This window comes from Pigmentiphaga sp. NML080357 (genome assembly GCF_002188465.1).
In the GTDB taxonomy this organism is placed as follows: domain Bacteria; phylum Pseudomonadota; class Gammaproteobacteria; order Burkholderiales; family Burkholderiaceae_B; genus Pigmentiphaga.
This window is the reverse complement of the sequence record NZ_NINW01000022.1, coordinates 79,748-95,125: the sequence shown is the minus strand read 5'-3', so window position 1 is coordinate 95,125 and position 15,378 is coordinate 79,748. Positions and strand designations below refer to the sequence as shown.

The window sequence follows — 15,378 nt, the reverse complement described above, 5'->3', positions numbered from 1 at the left end:
CCGTATCCAACGCCATGAAGGTCGTCCACACCATCGAAGAATTGCGCGATCAACTGCGCGGCCAATTGCGGGTTGCCTTCGTGCCCACGATGGGCAATCTGCACGAGGGCCACCTGGCCTTGATGAAGACGGCTCGCCAGCACGGCGATCCCGTCGTCGCGAGCATCTTCGTCAACCGTCTGCAGTTCGGCCCCAACGAGGATTTCGATCGTTACCCGCGCACGCTGCCGGCGGACATCGAAAAGCTCGAGCGCGATCGCAACGTCTACGTCCTGTTCGCCCCGGACGAACGCGAAATGTATCCGGAGCCGCAGAATTTCCGCGTGCAGCCGCCGGCCGACCTGGGCGGCATCCTCGAAGGCGAATTCCGCCCGGGCTTCTTCACCGGCGTCTCGACCGTCGTGCTCAAGCTGCTGTCCTGCGTCCAGCCGCGCGTCGCGGTATTCGGCAAGAAGGATTACCAGCAGTTGATGGTCGTTCGCGCCATGTGCCGGCAGTTCCAGTTGCCGGTGGAAATCGTGCCGCAGGAAACGGTGCGCGCCGAGGACGGCCTGGCGCTGTCCTCGCGCAATGGCTACCTGAGCGCCGAAGAACGCGCCGAGGCGCCGATGCTGTATGCCACGCTGCAGGACCTGCAGTCGCGCCTGCACGCGGGTAACCGCGACGCCGCGGCGCTCGAGCGCGAGGCCATCGCGACGCTGGCCGGACGTGGCTGGAAGGTGGACTATATCGCGGTGCGCCGGCAGCGCGACCTGCTGCCGCCCGCGCAGGAAGAAGTCGAACGGGGCGAACCGCTGGTCGTGCTGGCCGCGGCCAAGCTCGGCACGACGCGGCTCATCGACAACCTCGAACTATAGGCGTACCCTCGGCCATGCGCGGGGGGCGCACGGTTGCCATGCTTGCAAGCAATTGATACAACGGCGCGCGGCCGGGCTCCCGGCCGCCGGCGGTTCGCTACAATTCCCGGCACTGGATGGTTTACGATACGCCCATGATCGAAGATCTCGACCTTCTTGCCAGCCGCATACGCCAGCTTACGGAGCTCACCCAAAGCCTGCGCGATGAGAACGCGGCATTGGGCAAGAGCCTTGCCCAGCGCGACTCCCACATCCGCATGCTGCGCGAGACGCTGGCCGCCGCCCAGGCACGGGTCGAGGGCGTGCTGGCCCGCCTGCCGGGCGGCGAAGAGCCGACCGACGACGCCGAAGGCGAAGCCCAGGTGCCGGACAACGCTTCTCCCTCTGCTGCAGAAGGCGCCGATCCGGGCGCTCGGAGTCTATATGGAACGACTTGACGTCACGATACTCGGCAAGGAATATCCGCTCGCCTGCGAACCATCCGAAAAAGAAGCCCTGCTGACCGCGGCCAACATGGTCGACCGCACCATGCAGCGGATCAAGGCCAGCGGCAAGGTGGCGGGCACCGAACGCATCGCGGTGATGGCGGCGCTGCAGCTTGCCGGCGAACTGATGAACGCGAAATCTCCCGACGCACGCCTTGCAGTCGGCGACTATAAGCGTAAAATTGAAGACATGCATCGAATGGTCGATGCCGCCTTGGGAACCCAAGAAAAGCTATTTTGAGTTTTGATGTTTGTGCGGTACTTTTCGGTGCAGCACAAACGCGTATGATCAGTTTTCCCTGCCGTGCTCGTGTTTGGCCTTATATTTCTTGGACCCATGCTAATGGCATGAGGTTGTGGAAATTGCCCGCGGGCGTGATCGTCTCCAGTCAGACGAACCCGAAGCGAGGCTGACCGCGACCACCTTGAACCTCCGGTTCAGGATGCCGGCCTAGCGACACAGGCGGGGACCCTACCCAAGCCGGAGCATACTCGTGTGTGCTCCGGTGTTTTTTTGTCCCTCTCCTTCACAACACAAATAAATAGACAAGACATGGACCCCTTACTGATCGTCGCTCTGCTGGTTCTCGGCGCTTGCACGGGCTTTGCGGCCGGATTGCTCGGCATAGGCGGCGGCATGATCATGGTGCCGTTCCTGACCATGCTGTTCACCTGGCAGGGACTGCCTTCGGATCTGGTGGTCCATGCGGCGATCGCGACGTCGATGGCGTCGATCCTCTTTACCTCCATATCCAGCGTGCGTGCGCACCACAAGCGCGGCGCGGTGCGCTGGGATATCGTGGCGCGCTTTGCCCCGGGCCTGGTGATAGGAGGGCTGCTGGCGGGCGGGGCGGTGTTCGCTTTCCTGAAGACCGGATGGCTGGCACTGGTATTTGCCGTCTTCGTCGGCTATTCGGCCATACAGATGCTGTTGGACAAGAAACCCAAGCCCACCCGGCAGATGCCCGGTACGGTGGGCACGTCCGCCGTGGGAACGGGCATCGGCTTTCTGTCGGGACTGGTGGGCGCAGGCGGCGGCTTTGTTTCCGTCCCTTTCATGACCTGGTGCAACGTCCCGTTGCACAACGCCGTGGCCACCTCGGCCGCGCTCGGGTTCCCGATCGCGCTTGCCAATACCGCGGGTTACATCTGGTCAGGCATGCAGCATGAAAGCGCGCAACCCGGCATGCTCGGGTATGTCTATTGGCCGGGGCTGATCGTGCTCATCGTGTCCAGCGTGCTGCTGGCCCCGGTCGGCGCCCACACCGCGCACAAGCTGCCGGTGCGGTCGCTCAAGCGCATCTTCGCCTACCTGCTGATGCTGCTGGCGGTCTACATGCTATACAAGGCCGTCACCGCCTTGGCAGGCGCATAGCGCACGCTGCGTCGCGGCGTGTCCGGTCGGCCCGATCTTCAATCAGAACAAGGAATCACACCATGGCTCACCGCCCCGCTCTTGCTCTCACGATGCGTCGCGCTTTCTTCGGCGCGGCCCTGACCGCGCTGGCCGCGACGTCGTCCGTCGCCCTCGCCCAGGCCGCGCCCGAGGCCAAGCCCGATCGGCCGACGCTCTCGCTGTCGGCCGGGGCCACCTCCGAAGTCGCGCAGGACAAGGTGACCATCACGCTCGCCAACGAAATCGAGGGCAACGACCAGGCCAAGCTGTCGCAGCAGCTCAATCAGCTGCTCGAGGCCACGCTTGCCGAGGCCAAGCGCAATACCGCCGTTACCGCGCGCAGCGGCAACTACAACGTCTGGGCCAATACCGACCGCAATGGGCGCATCACGAGCTGGCGCGGCCGCGCCGAACTGATATTGGAATCCAAGGATTTCGTGGCGGCGTCCAAGCTCGCCGGCGAACTGAGCAAGCAGATGGCCGTGTCCAACGTGGCGTTCTCGCTGTCGCGCGAAGCGCGCGAGGCCGAGGAGCAACGCCTGCTGGCCGATGCCGCCAAGGCCTTCGGCACGCGCGCCTCGCAGGCGGCCAAGGCGTTCGGCTTCTCGGGCTATACCGTCAAGCAGCTCGATCTGAGCGGCAGCGGCACGGTCACGCCCATGCCGCGGGCCTATGCGATGGCGGCCCCCGCCATGGAAGCCAAGGCGGCCGACCTGCCGCTGGAAGGCGGCAAGTCGACGGTGACGGTTTCCGTGCGCGGCACGGTCTACCTGCAGTAACAGGCGGCCGGGCGGCGGTTCAGGCTACCGCCTGCCGCCGCGACCAGGCGAACATGGCGATGCCGGCCAGCACCATGGGCAGCGACAACCATTGCCCCATGCTGAGCCCGGCGGCCAGCACGCCCAGGAAGCTGTCCGGCTCCCGCGTGTATTCCACGAGGAAGCGGAAGATCCCGTAGCCCATCAGGAAGACCGCGCTGACCTGCCCCACCGGCCGCGGCCTGCTGGCGAACAGCCAAACGATCGCGAACAAGGCCAGCCCTTCCAGGCCCACTTCATACAGTTGCGAGGGGTGGCGCGCGACGCCGTCGCCGGCTTGCGGAAACACCATGCCCCACGGCACCGAGGTCGGCCGGCCCCATAGTTCGCCGTTGATGAAATTGCCCAGCCGCCCCGCCGCTAGCCCCAGCGGCACCAGCGTGGCGACGAAATCGCCCACTTGCAGGAACCGGAACCCGCGCCGCCGGGCGAACAGCGCCATGACCAGCAGCACGCCCAGCAGTCCGCCGTGGAACGACATGCCGCCATGCCACACCGCGAGGATCTCCAGCGGGTGGGCAAGGTAATACGCGGGCTTGTAGAACAGCACGTAGCCGAGGCGGCCGCCCAGCACCACGCCCAGCACGCTGTAGAACAACAGGTCGTCCAGGTCGCGGGTGGTGAGCGCGGTCTTGCCGTGCCGGATGCGCCAACGGCCAAGCGTCCAGGCCAGCACGAACGCCACCAGGTACATGAGGCCATACCAGCGCACGGCCAAGGGTCCGATCTCGAATGCGATGGGAGAAAACTGCGGGTGAACCAACATGTCTGCGCGCGCCTTCCAGGAAAAGGCCGGGCGCATGCCCGGCCGCGGTATCGGAATGCTGGATGATAACTCCCCGCGAGATCGCCCCCGTGACAGATCGACGCAGGCCGGCCGAAGGCGGCCTGGCGCGCTTCCCGCTTGTTTATACTCTGCCGTTCGAAGAATCCCGCGCTCCGCGTACTCGCTTTCAACGGAAGACACATGATGCCCGTTCGTACCCTGCGCCTCGGCGCACTGCTGGCGCTGGCCGCCCTGCATGCGGCGGCAGGCGCCCAGACCACCGGCCCCGATCTCGCCAAGGCGAAAAACTGCATGGCCTGTCACAGCGTGGAGGCCAAGCTCGTCGGCCCCTCCTACCAGAGCGTGGCGCAGCGCTATGGCAGCGAAGCCGGCGCGGCCGACAAGCTGGCAACGTCCATACGCAAGGGCAGCGTGCGCAAGTGGGGGGCGATCCCCATGCCCGCGCAGAATGCCGTCAACGACGACGAGGCGCAGAAACTGGCGCAGTGGATTCTCTCGCTCAAGCCGTGATAGCCGGCCGCAATCGGCGCCTTCCATCCCCGGTTGTTGCCAGCGCCGCAACGGTAATTTGCGGCGGCGGCACCATGAGACGTATATAGGCGGAGCCGCCCCCGGCTCCGGCCCGCTTCCCCGGCAGCGCATACACTATAAGCAAGGGCGCCGAGCGCGCCGGCATCCATCGCGAGGTATGTCATGCCTGCACAAGTCGAGACAGCCGTGTTCGGCGGCGGCTGCTTCTGGTGTATCGAAGCCGTATTCCAGCAGATCGAAGGCGTGCTGCGCGCCGACTCCGGCTATGCCGGCGGCCACGTGGAGCGGCCGACCTACGAGCAGGTCTGCGAAGGCAATACCGGCCACGTGGAGGTCGTGTCCATCACCTACGACCCCGCCGTGATCGACTACCACGAGCTGCTGGAGATTTTCTTCGCTTCGCACGACCCGACCACCCCCAATCGGCAGGGCAACGACGTCGGGCCGCAGTACCGCTCGGCGATTTTCTGGCAGACGCCGGCGCAGCAGGAAGCCGCGCGCGAGGTCATCGCCGACCTGCAGGCGCGCAACGTGTTCGGCGCGCCGATCGTGACCGAACTGCTGCCGCCGTCCACGGTCTGGCCTGCCGAGGACTATCACCGCGACTATTTCCTGCGCAACCCCGGCCAGGGGTATTGCGCCTTCGTGGTAGCCCCCAAGGTGGCGAAGATGCGCAAGAACTTCGCCCACAAGCTCAAGAAAACCTGAAGGAACACATTTCATGACTCGACGCCGGATCCTGCGCGCCTGCGGCGCGGCACTGGCATGCGCCTGGCTGGCACAACCGGCTGCCGCCCAGGAGGCCGCCTATCCCACCCGTCCCGTCCGCTTCGTCGTGCCGTATCCCCCGGGCGGCCCGCTGGACATCATGGCCCGCGCGCTGGCCGAGAAGGTCCGGCCGGCGCTGGGCCAGCCCATGGTCGTCGAGAACAAGGCCGGCGCGGGCGGCAACATCGGCGCCGACCTGGTCGCCAAGTCGGCGCCGGATGGCTATACGCTGGTGATGGGCGCGGTCGCCACGCATGCGATCAACCCCGCGCTGTTCCCGAGCATTCCCTATGATCCGGTCAAGGACTTCGCCCCCATCGTCCTGGTGGCGTCCGTACCCAACGTCCTGGTGATGAACCCGGCCACCGCGGCCAGGCTGCGCGTGGACACCGTGCAGGACCTGATCCGCCATGCCAGGCAGAACCCGGGCAAGCTCAACATGGGCTCGGGCGGCAACGGCAGCGCCGGACATCTGGCGGGGGAACTGCTCAAGACTCGCGCGGGCGTGTTCGCCGCCCACATTCCCTACGCCGGCGCGACGCCCGCGCAGGTGGCCCTGCTGAGCGGCCAGACCGATTTCATGTTCGACAACCTGGCGGCAGCCTCGCCGCTCATTGCCGCGGGCAAACTCAAGGCGCTGGCGGTCACCACGGCATCGCGGTCCCGCCTGCTGCCCGAGGTGCCGACCATGATGGAGGCCGGCGTGCCCGCCTTCGACCTGGGAACGTGGTTCGGCGTGTTCGCGCCCGTGCACACGCCGGCAAGTGTGATTCAAAAACTGCACCATGAATTCGCGCAGGCATTGACGAGCCCCGAGCTGCGCCAGCGCCTGGCCGGCATGGGATCCGATGCGGAGCCCGGTACGCCCGAATCGCTGGCGGCGCTGGTGCGGGACGACCTGCGCAAGTACGCAGAAATCGTCAAGGTGTCGGGCGCCAAGCTGAACTAGAACCCGGCGCCGGAGGGAGCGCGCTCAATCGGCGCGGGAGCGCCAGGCCTCGGCACGCGTGCCGGCGGATCCATCGGGGCCTCCCTCGGCCACACGCATGTCCCGCATCTCGGCCATCCGGTGGGCATGCATATGCCAAACCAGCTCCACCGCATTGCGTACGCCAAGCTTGGCCAACACCCTTGCGCGGTGGACTTCCACGGTGCGTATGGAAATTCCCAGCCGATCGGCGATCACCTTGTTCGCCCGCCCTTCGATCAATAGGTCCATGACTTCGCGCTCGCGCGGCGTCAAGGGCCGCATCCAATCCTGACCGTCGTCCTCCCAGTATTTCGACCTCATCGTCCTTCCTTTCCTTCTTTCTTAAAAACCTTGTTGTCGAGCCGGGCTTTCGATGCCCGCCAGGAAGTCTGCACGACTTTGCGAAGGAAAGAATCTGTCAAGGCTGACAGGAGTCTGAACATCCCATGGGTCAATTTGGCACAAAGTTGTGCCGATCCATCATTTTTCGGGAAAACCCCGACCCATTACGCGCAATTTCATGATTCACGCGCCCGTCGCGTGAGCTAACATGCCGGCCTTGCAAGTGAAGTCAGATAGGAGCCCGCTTCAATGCGCATACAGTCTCAACAAAACTTCTGGGCCGGGGTGATGTTCGTCGCCCTCGGCCTATTTTTTGCCGGCTTCGCCGTCGAATACCAGATGGGTACCGCGGCCAAGATGGGGCCCGGGTACTTCCCCTTCTGGCTGGGAGTGATCCTGGCGATTCTCGGCGCGATCATCGGCATCTCGTCGCTGTCGCCCAAGGCCGAAAAAACGGTGGTCCCGAAGTTCCACCTCAAGATCATGGCCATCGTGCTGGGCAACGTGGTGCTGTTCGGCATTCTGCTGCGTCCGTTGGGCCTCTACGTGTCTGCCTTCCTCCTGGTCCTGCTCTCCAGCATGGCGAGCCACGAGTTCAAGTGGAAGGTCGCGATCATCAACGGCATCTGCCTGACGATCGCGATTCACCTCATCTTTATCATGGGCCTGGGTCTCATCTTCCCGCTGTGGCCTTCGTTTCTCGGTTTGAACTAAGGAAAGCCATCCATGGAAGTGTTTGAGCACTTGGCCATTGGTTTTGAAACGGCATTATCGTTTCAGAACATCATCTACGCATTCCTGGGCTGCCTGATCGGCACCCTGGTGGGCGTGCTGCCGGGACTCGGCCCCGTCCCCACCATCGCGATGCTGCTGCCCATCACGTACGCCCTGCCCCCCGTGGCGGGCCTCATCATGCTGGCGGGCATCTACTACGGCGCTCAGTATGGCGGCTCCACCACGGCCATTCTGGTGAACCTGCCGGGTGAAACCTCCGCGGTGGTAACCTGCCTGGACGGATACCAGATGGCCCGGAACGGGCGAGCCGGACAGGCCCTGGCCATTGCGGCCATCGGCTCGTTCTTCGCCGGCTGCGTCGGCACGCTGCTGATCGCCGCGTTCGCTCCCCCGCTGGCCGAAGTCGCATTCCAGTTCGGTCCCGCGGAATACTTCTCGCTGATGTGCCTGGGCCTGATCGGCGCCGTGGTGCTGGCGTCCGGCTCGCTGCTCAAGGCGATCTGCATGATCCTGCTGGGCCTGTTGATCGGCATGGTGGGCACCGACGTGAACTCCGGCGTGGCCCGCTTCTCGTTCGGCATTCCCGAGCTGACCGACGGCATCGATTTCGCCGCCGTGGCCATGGGCGTGTTCGGCTTCTCGGAAATCATCAGCAACGTCGAGCAGAAGGAAGAGCGCGAAGTCTTCCTGGACAAGATCGGCCACCTGTACCCGACCTGGAGCGACCTGAAGGAAGCAGCGCCCGCCATCGTCCGCGGCACGGCCATCGGTTCGGCGCTGGGCATCCTGCCCGGCGGCGGCGCGGTGATGTCCTCGTTCGCGTCCTACACAGTCGAGAAGAAGCTGTCCAAGAAGCCGGAAACCTTCGGCAAGGGCAACATCCGCGGTGTGGCAGGCCCCGAATCGGCCAACAACGCCGGCTCGCAGACCTCGTTCATCCCGCTGCTCACGCTGGGTATCCCGGGCAACGCCATCATGGCCCTGATGGTCGGCGCCATGACCATCCACAACATCCAGCCTGGTCCCCAGGTCATGACCTCGAACCCGGACCTGTTCTGGGGCCTGATCGTGTCGATGTGGATCGGCAACCTGATGCTGGTGATCCTGAACCTGCCGCTGATCGGTATCTGGGTCAAGCTGCTGAAGGTTCCCTATCCCATCCTGTTCCCGGCCATCCTGTTGATCTGCTCGATCGGTGTCTACACGCTGAACTACAACGTGTTCGACATCTGGATGACGGCGGCCTTCGGTGTGATCGGCTATATCTGGTCCAAGCTGAAGTGCGAAGGCGCCCCGCTGCTGCTGGGCCTGGTCCTCGGCCCCATGATGGAAGAGAACTTCCGCCGCGCCCTGCTCCTGTCTCGCGGCGATTTCACGACCTTCGTGACGCGCCCGCTGTCGGCGACCCTGCTGGTCATCGCCGCCATCCTGGTGCTCATCGTGGCCTCGCCCACGATCCGCAAGAAGCGCGAAGAAACCTTCGTCGAAGACTGACGAAGATACCCGCCGCCTCGCGCGGCGATAAAAAGGGCGCCATGTCGGCGCCCTTTTTTTTGCCTTGGAGACGCCAGGGCGAACCCAACCCGGCCCCGCTGGCGGGCGCCCTCGAGGAGCAGCGACGGCCCGCAGGGCCCAGCGTGAGGGATTTTTACCGCCGGGACGCTATACACTTTGCCCATTGGCAACGGAGAATCAGCATGGCATCGATCGGCACCAAGACCTACGAACCCACCTCCCCGCTCAACGTCAGCTTCATCGGCCTGGGTGTCATGGGCTTCCCGATGGCTGGCCATCTGGCCCAGGCGGGGCATGCCGTCCGGGTCTACAACCGGACGCCTTCCAAGGCGCGCGAGTGGACGCAGGAATTCGTCGGCACCCACGCTCCCACGCCGCGCGAAGCCGCCGAAGGCGCCGACATGGTGTTCGTCTGCGTCGGCAATGACGACGACCTGCGCAGCGTCGTGCTGGGTCCGGACGGCGCGCTGGCCGGCATGAAGCCCGGCTCGCTGCTGGTCGACCATACGACAGCCTCGGCCAAGGTGGCGCGCGAGCTTTATTCGACGGCGCGCGACCAGGAAGTCGGTTTCATCGATGCCCCCGTCTCCGGCGGCCAGGCCGGCGCCGTCAACGGCGTCCTGACGGTGATGTGCGGCGGCGATCAGGACGCATTCGATCGCATGCGGCCGGTAGCCCTGGCCTATTCCCGTGCCGTCACCCGCATCGGCGAATCCGGAGCCGGACAGCTTGCCAAGATGGTCAACCAGATATGCATCGCCGGGCTGGTGCAGGGCCTGTCGGAAGGCATCGCGTTCGGCATGAAGGCCGGCCTGGACATGAAGCTGGTGCTGGACGTGATATCCAAGGGCGCGGCACAAAGCTGGCAAATGGAGAACCGCGGCGCGACCATGGTCGACGGCCAGTTCGACTTCGGCTTCGCGGTGGACTGGATGCGCAAGGACCTGAGCCTGGTACTGGACGAAAGCCGCAGCAACGGCGCCCGCGTGCCGGTTACCGCCCTGGTCGACCAGTTCTATGCCGATCTGCAGCAGATGGGCGGCAACCGCTGGGATACTTCCGCGCTGATAAAGCGGTTGTAGGGGAAGCCCACCCCCTAGCGGCCTTCGGCCGCTCCCCCTCAAGGGGGCGGCGCTGGCGGACCGGCAAAGCCGGATCCGCGGCGCCCTGGATCTAGTGCGAATTTCTTAAATTGCCACACCGTTGCTACCGCTGGCAGCCCGGCGCGCGTCAGCGCGTAGGGGGCTACCCCCTCAGAGCGACCAGCGTTCGGTCGAGGGGCCAGGCAAGATCCACCACCAGGCCCGCAATGCCGTCCAGATCGTCCAGGCCGACGAAGGGCAAGCCGCCGCCGGGGGGCGCCACGTCGCTGACGACGGCGCCTATGCTGGGATCGTCCGGATACAGCCAGGGCTTGCCGTTGCCCGATCGATGCACCTCGATCTTGACGTGCGGATCGCGCTTGAAACCCTCGACGAGGATCAGGTCCACCGGCGTGAACCGGGACAGCAGTTCACCCAGCCGGGGTTCGGCCTCGCCGCGCAATTCATGCATCAGCGCCCAGCGGTGGCTCGAGGCCACCAGCACTTCCGAGGCCCCCGCTTCGCGGTGCAAGTAGGAGTCCTTGCCCGGCTTGTCGATGTCGAAGGTATGGTGGGCGTGCTTGAGCGTCGACACGCTGTACCCCTTCGCCCGGAGGACGGGAATCAGCCTCGACAGGAGCGTAGTCTTGCCGGCGCCGCTCCACCCGGCCAGCCCCAGGACGCGCATCATCAGATCAATCCGTCGAAAGGCAGGACATCGACCAGGTCGCCGGCCGCCACATTGCCCTGCTCGTGGCCGAGCACCACCAGGCCGTTGGCCTGGCTCATGCTGCGCAGGATGCCCGAGCCTTGCGAACCGGTGATGCGTACTTCCCAGCCTCCGCCGGGAGCCGGCGTGACGATGCCGCGCTGGTATTCGGTGCGGCCCGGCTTCTTGCGTATCGCGCCGGCGCTGGCGGCGCGGAGCATGGGCAACGGCGCCGGCTGGGCGCCGCTCATGGCCAGCAAGGCATCGCGCACCAGCGCATAGAAAGTCACCATGACAGCCACCGGATTGCCGGGCAGCCCGAACAGGATGGCGCTGCGGCCGCCGGTCTCGATACGCCCGATGGCCATCGGCCGGCCGGGCCGCATGGCAATGCGCCAGAACAGGACGTCTCCCAGCCTGGCCATGATGGTCTTGGTGTAGTCGGCCTCGCCCACGCTCACGCCGCCCGAGGTAATCACCACGTCGGCATTCGCGGCGGCGTCGCGGAACGCCGCTTCCAGCGCCTGCGGATCGTCCCCCACCACGCCCATGTCGAGGATCTCCACCCCCAGCCGCTGCAGCATGCCCCAGAGGGTGTAGCGGTTGCTGTCGTAGACGCAGCCCGCATCGAGCGTCTCGCCGATGGAGCGCAATTCGTTCCCGGTGGAAAAGAACGCGACGCGCAGGCGGCGCCATACGGGGACCTCCGCCCTGCCGAGCGAGGCCAGCATGCCGAGATCCGCCGGCCGCAGCACCCGGCCGGCGGCCAGCGCGACGTCGCCGCGGGCGAGGTCCTCGCCGGCCAGCCGGCGGTTCTCGCCGGGCTTGACCGCGCCGGCCGGTATGGTGACCCGGTCGCCGTCGAGCTTGACGAACTCCTGCGGCACGACGGTGTCCAGCCCGGCGGGCATGGTGGCGCCCGTCATGATGCGCACGCATTGCCCCGGCGCGACGTTGCCCTGGAAACCGTTGCCGGCCAGGCCGCTGCCCACGACCTGCAGGATCGTATCGTGGCCTTGCGCGAGATCGATCCCGCAGAGCGCGTAGCCGTCCATGGCCGAGTTGTCGTGCGCCGGCACGTCGATGTCGGAAACGATGTCGCGGGCCAGCACGCGGCCCAGGGCCGAGCGCAGCGCCAGCATTTCCACGCCGTCCACGCGAGGCACCAGGCGCGCGATGAACTCGCGCGCCTGCGCCACCGGCAAGGCGTTCGGATCGTAGCCGTTGACACAGGACGAGATTTCTTCGAGCGTAGGGGCGGTCTTGTCGTTCATGGCGTCAAAGCTGCTGCAGTTCGGCCAGCGTATTGGCACCGGCAAAGGCCGCCGGGTCATCGAAGGGAACGTCGACGCAGCGGTGCGTGGCGGTCCATTTGTCGATCTTGCGTTCACCGGCCGCGGTGAACGCCACGAGGCTGTCCAGCAGTTCCGCCTTCATCAGACAGAACACGGGCTGGGTACGCATGACGCCGCCTTGGGGGGTAGCCACCATCGCGATCTCGGCATCGGCGGCTTCCAGCCCGCTCGCGAGCCGGGCGACCAGGTCCTCGGGGAACTTGGGGGTATCGCACGGCACGGTCACCAGGTAGGGCGTCTCGCAATGCTCGAGCCCGGTGAGGAACCCCGCCAGCGGCCCGGCGTAGTCGGGCAGGACATCGGGCCAGACGGGCGCGCCGAGGGATTCATAGGCGGCCAGGTTGCGGTTGGCGTTGACCAGGATCTGCCCAACCTGGGGCCCGAGCCTGAGCAACGCGTGCATGGCCAGCGGAATGCCCTGGTAGTTCTGCAGGCCCTTGTCGACGCCGCCCATACGGCTGCCGCGGCCGCCGGCCAGGATCACGCCGGTAATGGAATCTCTGTCGATCATGCGGCTGAGTATAGACGACGAACATCGGGATTTCGCCCCCTACCGGGTGGTGGTCTAATATCCCTCATCGGCCCTGCGATACGCAGCTTTCCATCCACGAGCCCGCCCCATTCCAATGGCCACAACCGATTCCATCCTCCAGGCCCTGCAAACGGTCGTCGATCCGAACACCGGCAAGGACTTCGTCTCCACCCGAGCTGTCAAGAACCTCGAAGTGAACGGCGGCGACGTCTCGTTCGACGTCCTGCTCGGCTATCCCGCCAAGAGCCAGATACCGGCCCTGCGCAGCGCGCTCATCGCCGCCGCCAGGACCGTGCCCGGCGTGACCAATGTCAGCGCCAACGTGCGCAGCGAGATCATCGCGCATGCGGTCCAGCGAGGCGTGCCGCTCCTGCAAGGAGTCAAGAACATCGTTGCCGTCGCCTCGGGCAAGGGCGGCGTCGGCAAGAGCACGACCGCCGTCAACCTGGCGCTGGCGCTGGCCGCCGAAGGCGCGCGCGTCGGCTTGCTGGACGCCGACATCTATGGCCCCAGCCAGCCGCTCATGATGGGCATCGACGCCCGCCCGGTCAGCGACGACGGCAAGACCATGGAGCCCCTGGAGAACTATGGCGTGCAGGTCATGTCCATCGGCTTCCTGGTCGCGCACGACGAAGCCATGATATGGCGCGGCCCGATGGCCGTGCAGGCGCTCGAGCAGTTGCTGCGGCAGACCAACTGGAAGGATCTCGACTACCTCATCGTCGACATGCCGCCCGGCACCGGCGACATCCAGCTCACGCTGAGCCAGCGCGTGCCCATGACCGGCGCGGTCATCGTCACCACGCCGCAGGACATCGCCCTGCTTGACGCACGCAAGGGCATCAAGATGTTCGAGAAGGTGGGCGTGCCCATCCTGGGCGTGGTCGAGAACATGGCGGTGCACGTCTGCAGCCAGTGCGGGCATGTCGAGCACATCTTCGGCGCCGAAGGCGGCAAGAGAATGGCCGCGGAATACGAGGTGGCCTACCTCGGCGCCCTGCCGCTGGACATCAACATCCGTCTCCAGGCCGACAGCGGCAAGCCTTCGGTGGTGGCCGATCCGGATGGCGAGGTCGCCGGCCTCTACAAGGCCGTGGCGCGGCAGGTGGCGGTGGCCGTCGCGGCCAAGAACAAGGACTTCTCGTCCAAGTTCCCGACCATTTCCATCAGTGCGGATTCCTGATGCCGAGGCCGGGATGAGCGAGCAGACGCCCCGCATCGATGTCGCCGTGATCATGCGCAAGGAGCGCGTGCATGGCCCGATGAGCCGGTGGCAGGCCTGGCGCTGGATCCTCGCCGACGTGGTCGCCGCCGAACCCGGCTTCGGCGACGCGCCGCATCGCCTGCGCAAGGATGACGAGGGCGAGTTGTGGCTGCATCCCGGCTACACCGTCGACCTGCTCAAGGACGACGCCGAGGGCTACTACCTGAATGCGACCACCGAGGCGCCGTGCTGGTTCGTCATGTGGCGCATGGAAGACGCCGCCTCGGTCGACGACGAGCCGCTCGCCCGCCCGGAACTCGTGACCCTGAGCTACTACCACGCCGGCCGCCTGCTCGACGCGCAGGAAACGGTCGAGCAGGTACCCGCGCCGGAACCCGTCGTCGCTTGGCTGCGGGCGTTCGTGGCCGAACACTACGTGGTCGAACCCAAGCGCAAGCGCCGGCCAGTCAGCTTCGTACCGCTGCAGGACCGCTTCGGCAATCCGGCGTCGGTCAGCACCGGGGACCGGCGCAACGGAGACGACACATGACGATCGACGCCGCGCGGCGCGGTCCGCGCATTGCCTGAGGCGGCCGGCCATGAGTCGCGATAACGAGGGCTTCTTCGGCCGCTGGTCCCGGCGCAAGGCCGAGTCGCGTGCCGACGTCGATCCGCCACGGCCGGATGCCGCCCCCGAGCGCGATGTTTCCGCGGCGCCGGCGGACGCGCACACGCCGGACCCCGCGGCGCCCGGCGGCGCTCCGCTCCAGGACTCCCCTCCGCCCCCGCGCCACACCGGCGCCGTCCCGCCCGGGCCGCACGGCGAGCCCACGCGCGTGCCGACGCTGGAAGACCTCGCCGCGCTGAGCCCGCAATCCGACTTCTCGTCTTTCATGCGGCCGGGCGTCGCGCAGGACGTCAAGCTGGCGGCCCTGAAAAAACTTTTCTCCGACCCGCACCACAACGTCATGGACGGCCTGGACGTCTACATCGACGACTACTCGTCGCCGGAAGCGCTGCCCGCGTCCATGCTGAAGAAGATGGTCAGCGCGCGCGTGCTGGCCCTGGTCGAGGACGAACCGGAAGCGGCCGCCGGCGGCGCGGCTTCCGCGCCGGAAAACGCCGCGCCGAACGCGCCCCCTGCCGATCCCTCCCCGATGGACGCCGGACAGGTGGATAACGCCCATGATGCCGCCGAAAGTTCCATGCTAGAGTCTGACGCATCGGCCGGTTCGCCCAGCGACGGCCAGGCGCATTTCGACTTTCCCGAGCCCGATCGCAAGACCTAGGGC

Annotated in this window: 18 protein-coding genes, 1 other RNA gene and 1 pseudogene; 15 read left to right on the top strand and 5 right to left on the bottom strand. The window is 66.2% G+C overall.

Annotated elements, in window-relative coordinates:
- Positions 1-14 precede the first annotated feature (14 nt).
- From panC to CDO44_RS06100, 6 genes are all read left to right on the top strand, one after another.
- Positions 15-857, top strand: a complete 843-nt coding sequence (panC, locus tag CDO44_RS06125) for a pantoate--beta-alanine ligase (protein ID WP_087779434.1) — start codon at positions 15-17, stop codon at positions 855-857.
- A 134-nt stretch (positions 858-991) separates the two neighbouring features.
- The gene (locus CDO44_RS06120) at positions 992-1,294 is read left to right on the top strand and encodes a hypothetical protein (RefSeq protein ID WP_087779433.1); all 303 of its coding nucleotides are present in this window, start codon (positions 992-994) and stop codon (positions 1,292-1,294) included.
- On the top strand, positions 1,281-1,583 hold the full coding sequence (locus tag CDO44_RS06115) for a cell division protein ZapA (RefSeq protein ID WP_087779432.1): 303 nt from the start codon (positions 1,281-1,283) through the stop codon (positions 1,581-1,583). Before CDO44_RS06120 ends, CDO44_RS06115 begins: the two co-directional genes overlap by 14 nt.
- A 52-nt stretch (positions 1,584-1,635) precedes the next feature.
- Positions 1,636-1,816: non-coding RNA, 6S RNA (gene ssrS, locus CDO44_RS06110), on the top strand.
- Positions 1,817-1,895: 79 nt separating this feature from the next.
- Positions 1,896-2,717, top strand: coding sequence for a sulfite exporter TauE/SafE family protein (locus CDO44_RS06105; protein WP_087779431.1), 822 nt, complete (start codon positions 1,896-1,898; stop codon positions 2,715-2,717).
- Between the two features lie 62 nt (positions 2,718-2,779).
- A complete protein-coding gene (locus CDO44_RS06100; protein ID WP_233146059.1) occupies positions 2,780-3,517 on the top strand; it encodes an SIMPL domain-containing protein in 738 nt (245 codons plus the stop codon).
- A gap of 19 nt (positions 3,518-3,536) precedes the next feature.
- Here CDO44_RS06100 and lgt read toward each other — a convergent pair whose 3' ends face one another.
- Complete coding sequence (gene lgt / locus CDO44_RS06095) at positions 3,537-4,322, bottom strand: prolipoprotein diacylglyceryl transferase (RefSeq protein ID WP_087779537.1); 786 nt, start codon at positions 4,320-4,322, stop codon at positions 3,537-3,539.
- 201 nt (positions 4,323-4,523) lie between these two features.
- On the opposite strand from lgt, the gene CDO44_RS06090 reads away from it, so the two are divergent.
- The 3 genes from CDO44_RS06090 (at position 4,524) to CDO44_RS06080 (ending at position 6,591) form a co-directional block, all read left to right on the top strand.
- Positions 4,524-4,853, top strand: coding sequence for a c-type cytochrome (locus CDO44_RS06090; RefSeq protein WP_233146058.1), 330 nt, complete (start codon positions 4,524-4,526; stop codon positions 4,851-4,853).
- 183 nt (positions 4,854-5,036) lie between these two features.
- Entirely contained in the window at positions 5,037-5,582 is a 546-nt protein-coding gene (gene msrA / locus CDO44_RS06085) for a peptide-methionine (S)-S-oxide reductase MsrA (protein WP_087779429.1), read from the top strand.
- 13 nt (positions 5,583-5,595) lie between these two features.
- A complete protein-coding gene (locus tag CDO44_RS06080) occupies positions 5,596-6,591 on the top strand; it encodes a tripartite tricarboxylate transporter substrate binding protein (RefSeq protein WP_087779428.1) in 996 nt (331 codons plus the stop codon).
- A gap of 141 nt (positions 6,592-6,732) precedes the next feature.
- Here CDO44_RS06080 and CDO44_RS28355 read toward each other — a convergent pair.
- Positions 6,733-6,885, bottom strand: a pseudogene (locus CDO44_RS28355) (response regulator transcription factor); the annotation flags it as partial.
- A gap of 318 nt (positions 6,886-7,203) precedes the next feature.
- Between CDO44_RS28355 and CDO44_RS06070 the strand changes: the two are divergent.
- The 3 genes from CDO44_RS06070 (at position 7,204) to CDO44_RS06060 (ending at position 10,286) form a co-directional block, all read left to right on the top strand.
- Positions 7,204-7,668: a tripartite tricarboxylate transporter TctB family protein gene (locus CDO44_RS06070; protein ID WP_087779426.1), complete on the top strand. Its 465-nt coding sequence runs from the start codon at positions 7,204-7,206 to the stop codon at positions 7,666-7,668.
- Positions 7,669-7,680: 12 nt separating this feature from the next.
- Complete coding sequence (locus CDO44_RS06065) at positions 7,681-9,183, top strand: tripartite tricarboxylate transporter permease (RefSeq protein WP_087779425.1); 1,503 nt, start codon at positions 7,681-7,683, stop codon at positions 9,181-9,183.
- Positions 9,184-9,386: 203 nt separating this feature from the next.
- The gene (locus CDO44_RS06060; protein WP_087779424.1) at positions 9,387-10,286 is read left to right on the top strand and encodes an NAD(P)-dependent oxidoreductase; all 900 of its coding nucleotides are present in this window, start codon (positions 9,387-9,389) and stop codon (positions 10,284-10,286) included.
- Positions 10,287-10,449: 163 nt separating this feature from the next.
- Here CDO44_RS06060 and mobB read toward each other — a convergent pair whose 3' ends face one another.
- Genes mobB through mobA form a run of 3 tightly spaced genes read right to left on the bottom strand, consistent with a single transcriptional unit; the run spans position 10,450 to position 12,861 of the window.
- Positions 10,450-10,977 (bottom strand): molybdopterin-guanine dinucleotide biosynthesis protein B, encoded by a 528-nt coding sequence (mobB, locus tag CDO44_RS06055; protein ID WP_087779423.1) that lies wholly within the window; start codon positions 10,975-10,977, stop codon positions 10,450-10,452.
- Complete coding sequence (glp, locus tag CDO44_RS06050) at positions 10,977-12,269, bottom strand: gephyrin-like molybdotransferase Glp (protein WP_087779422.1); 1,293 nt, start codon at positions 12,267-12,269, stop codon at positions 10,977-10,979. Before glp ends, mobB begins: the two co-directional genes overlap by 1 nt.
- A gap of 4 nt (positions 12,270-12,273) precedes the next feature.
- Positions 12,274-12,861: a molybdenum cofactor guanylyltransferase MobA gene (gene mobA / locus CDO44_RS06045; protein ID WP_087779421.1), complete on the bottom strand. Its 588-nt coding sequence runs from the start codon at positions 12,859-12,861 to the stop codon at positions 12,274-12,276.
- 115 nt (positions 12,862-12,976) lie between these two features.
- Between mobA and apbC the strand changes: the two genes are divergently transcribed.
- Genes apbC through CDO44_RS06030 form a run of 3 tightly spaced genes read left to right on the top strand, consistent with a single transcriptional unit; the run spans position 12,977 to position 15,375 of the window.
- On the top strand, positions 12,977-14,065 hold the full coding sequence (gene apbC / locus CDO44_RS06040; protein ID WP_087779420.1) for an iron-sulfur cluster carrier protein ApbC: 1,089 nt from the start codon (positions 12,977-12,979) through the stop codon (positions 14,063-14,065).
- Positions 14,066-14,078: 13 nt separating this feature from the next.
- A complete protein-coding gene (locus CDO44_RS06035; protein WP_087779419.1) occupies positions 14,079-14,636 on the top strand; it encodes a DUF3305 domain-containing protein in 558 nt (185 codons plus the stop codon).
- A gap of 49 nt (positions 14,637-14,685) precedes the next feature.
- Positions 14,686-15,375 carry a DUF3306 domain-containing protein gene (locus tag CDO44_RS06030; protein ID WP_087779418.1) on the top strand — a complete coding sequence of 230 codons (690 nt, stop codon included), beginning with the start codon at positions 14,686-14,688 and terminating at the stop codon, positions 15,373-15,375.
- Positions 15,376-15,378: the final 3 nt, after the last annotated feature.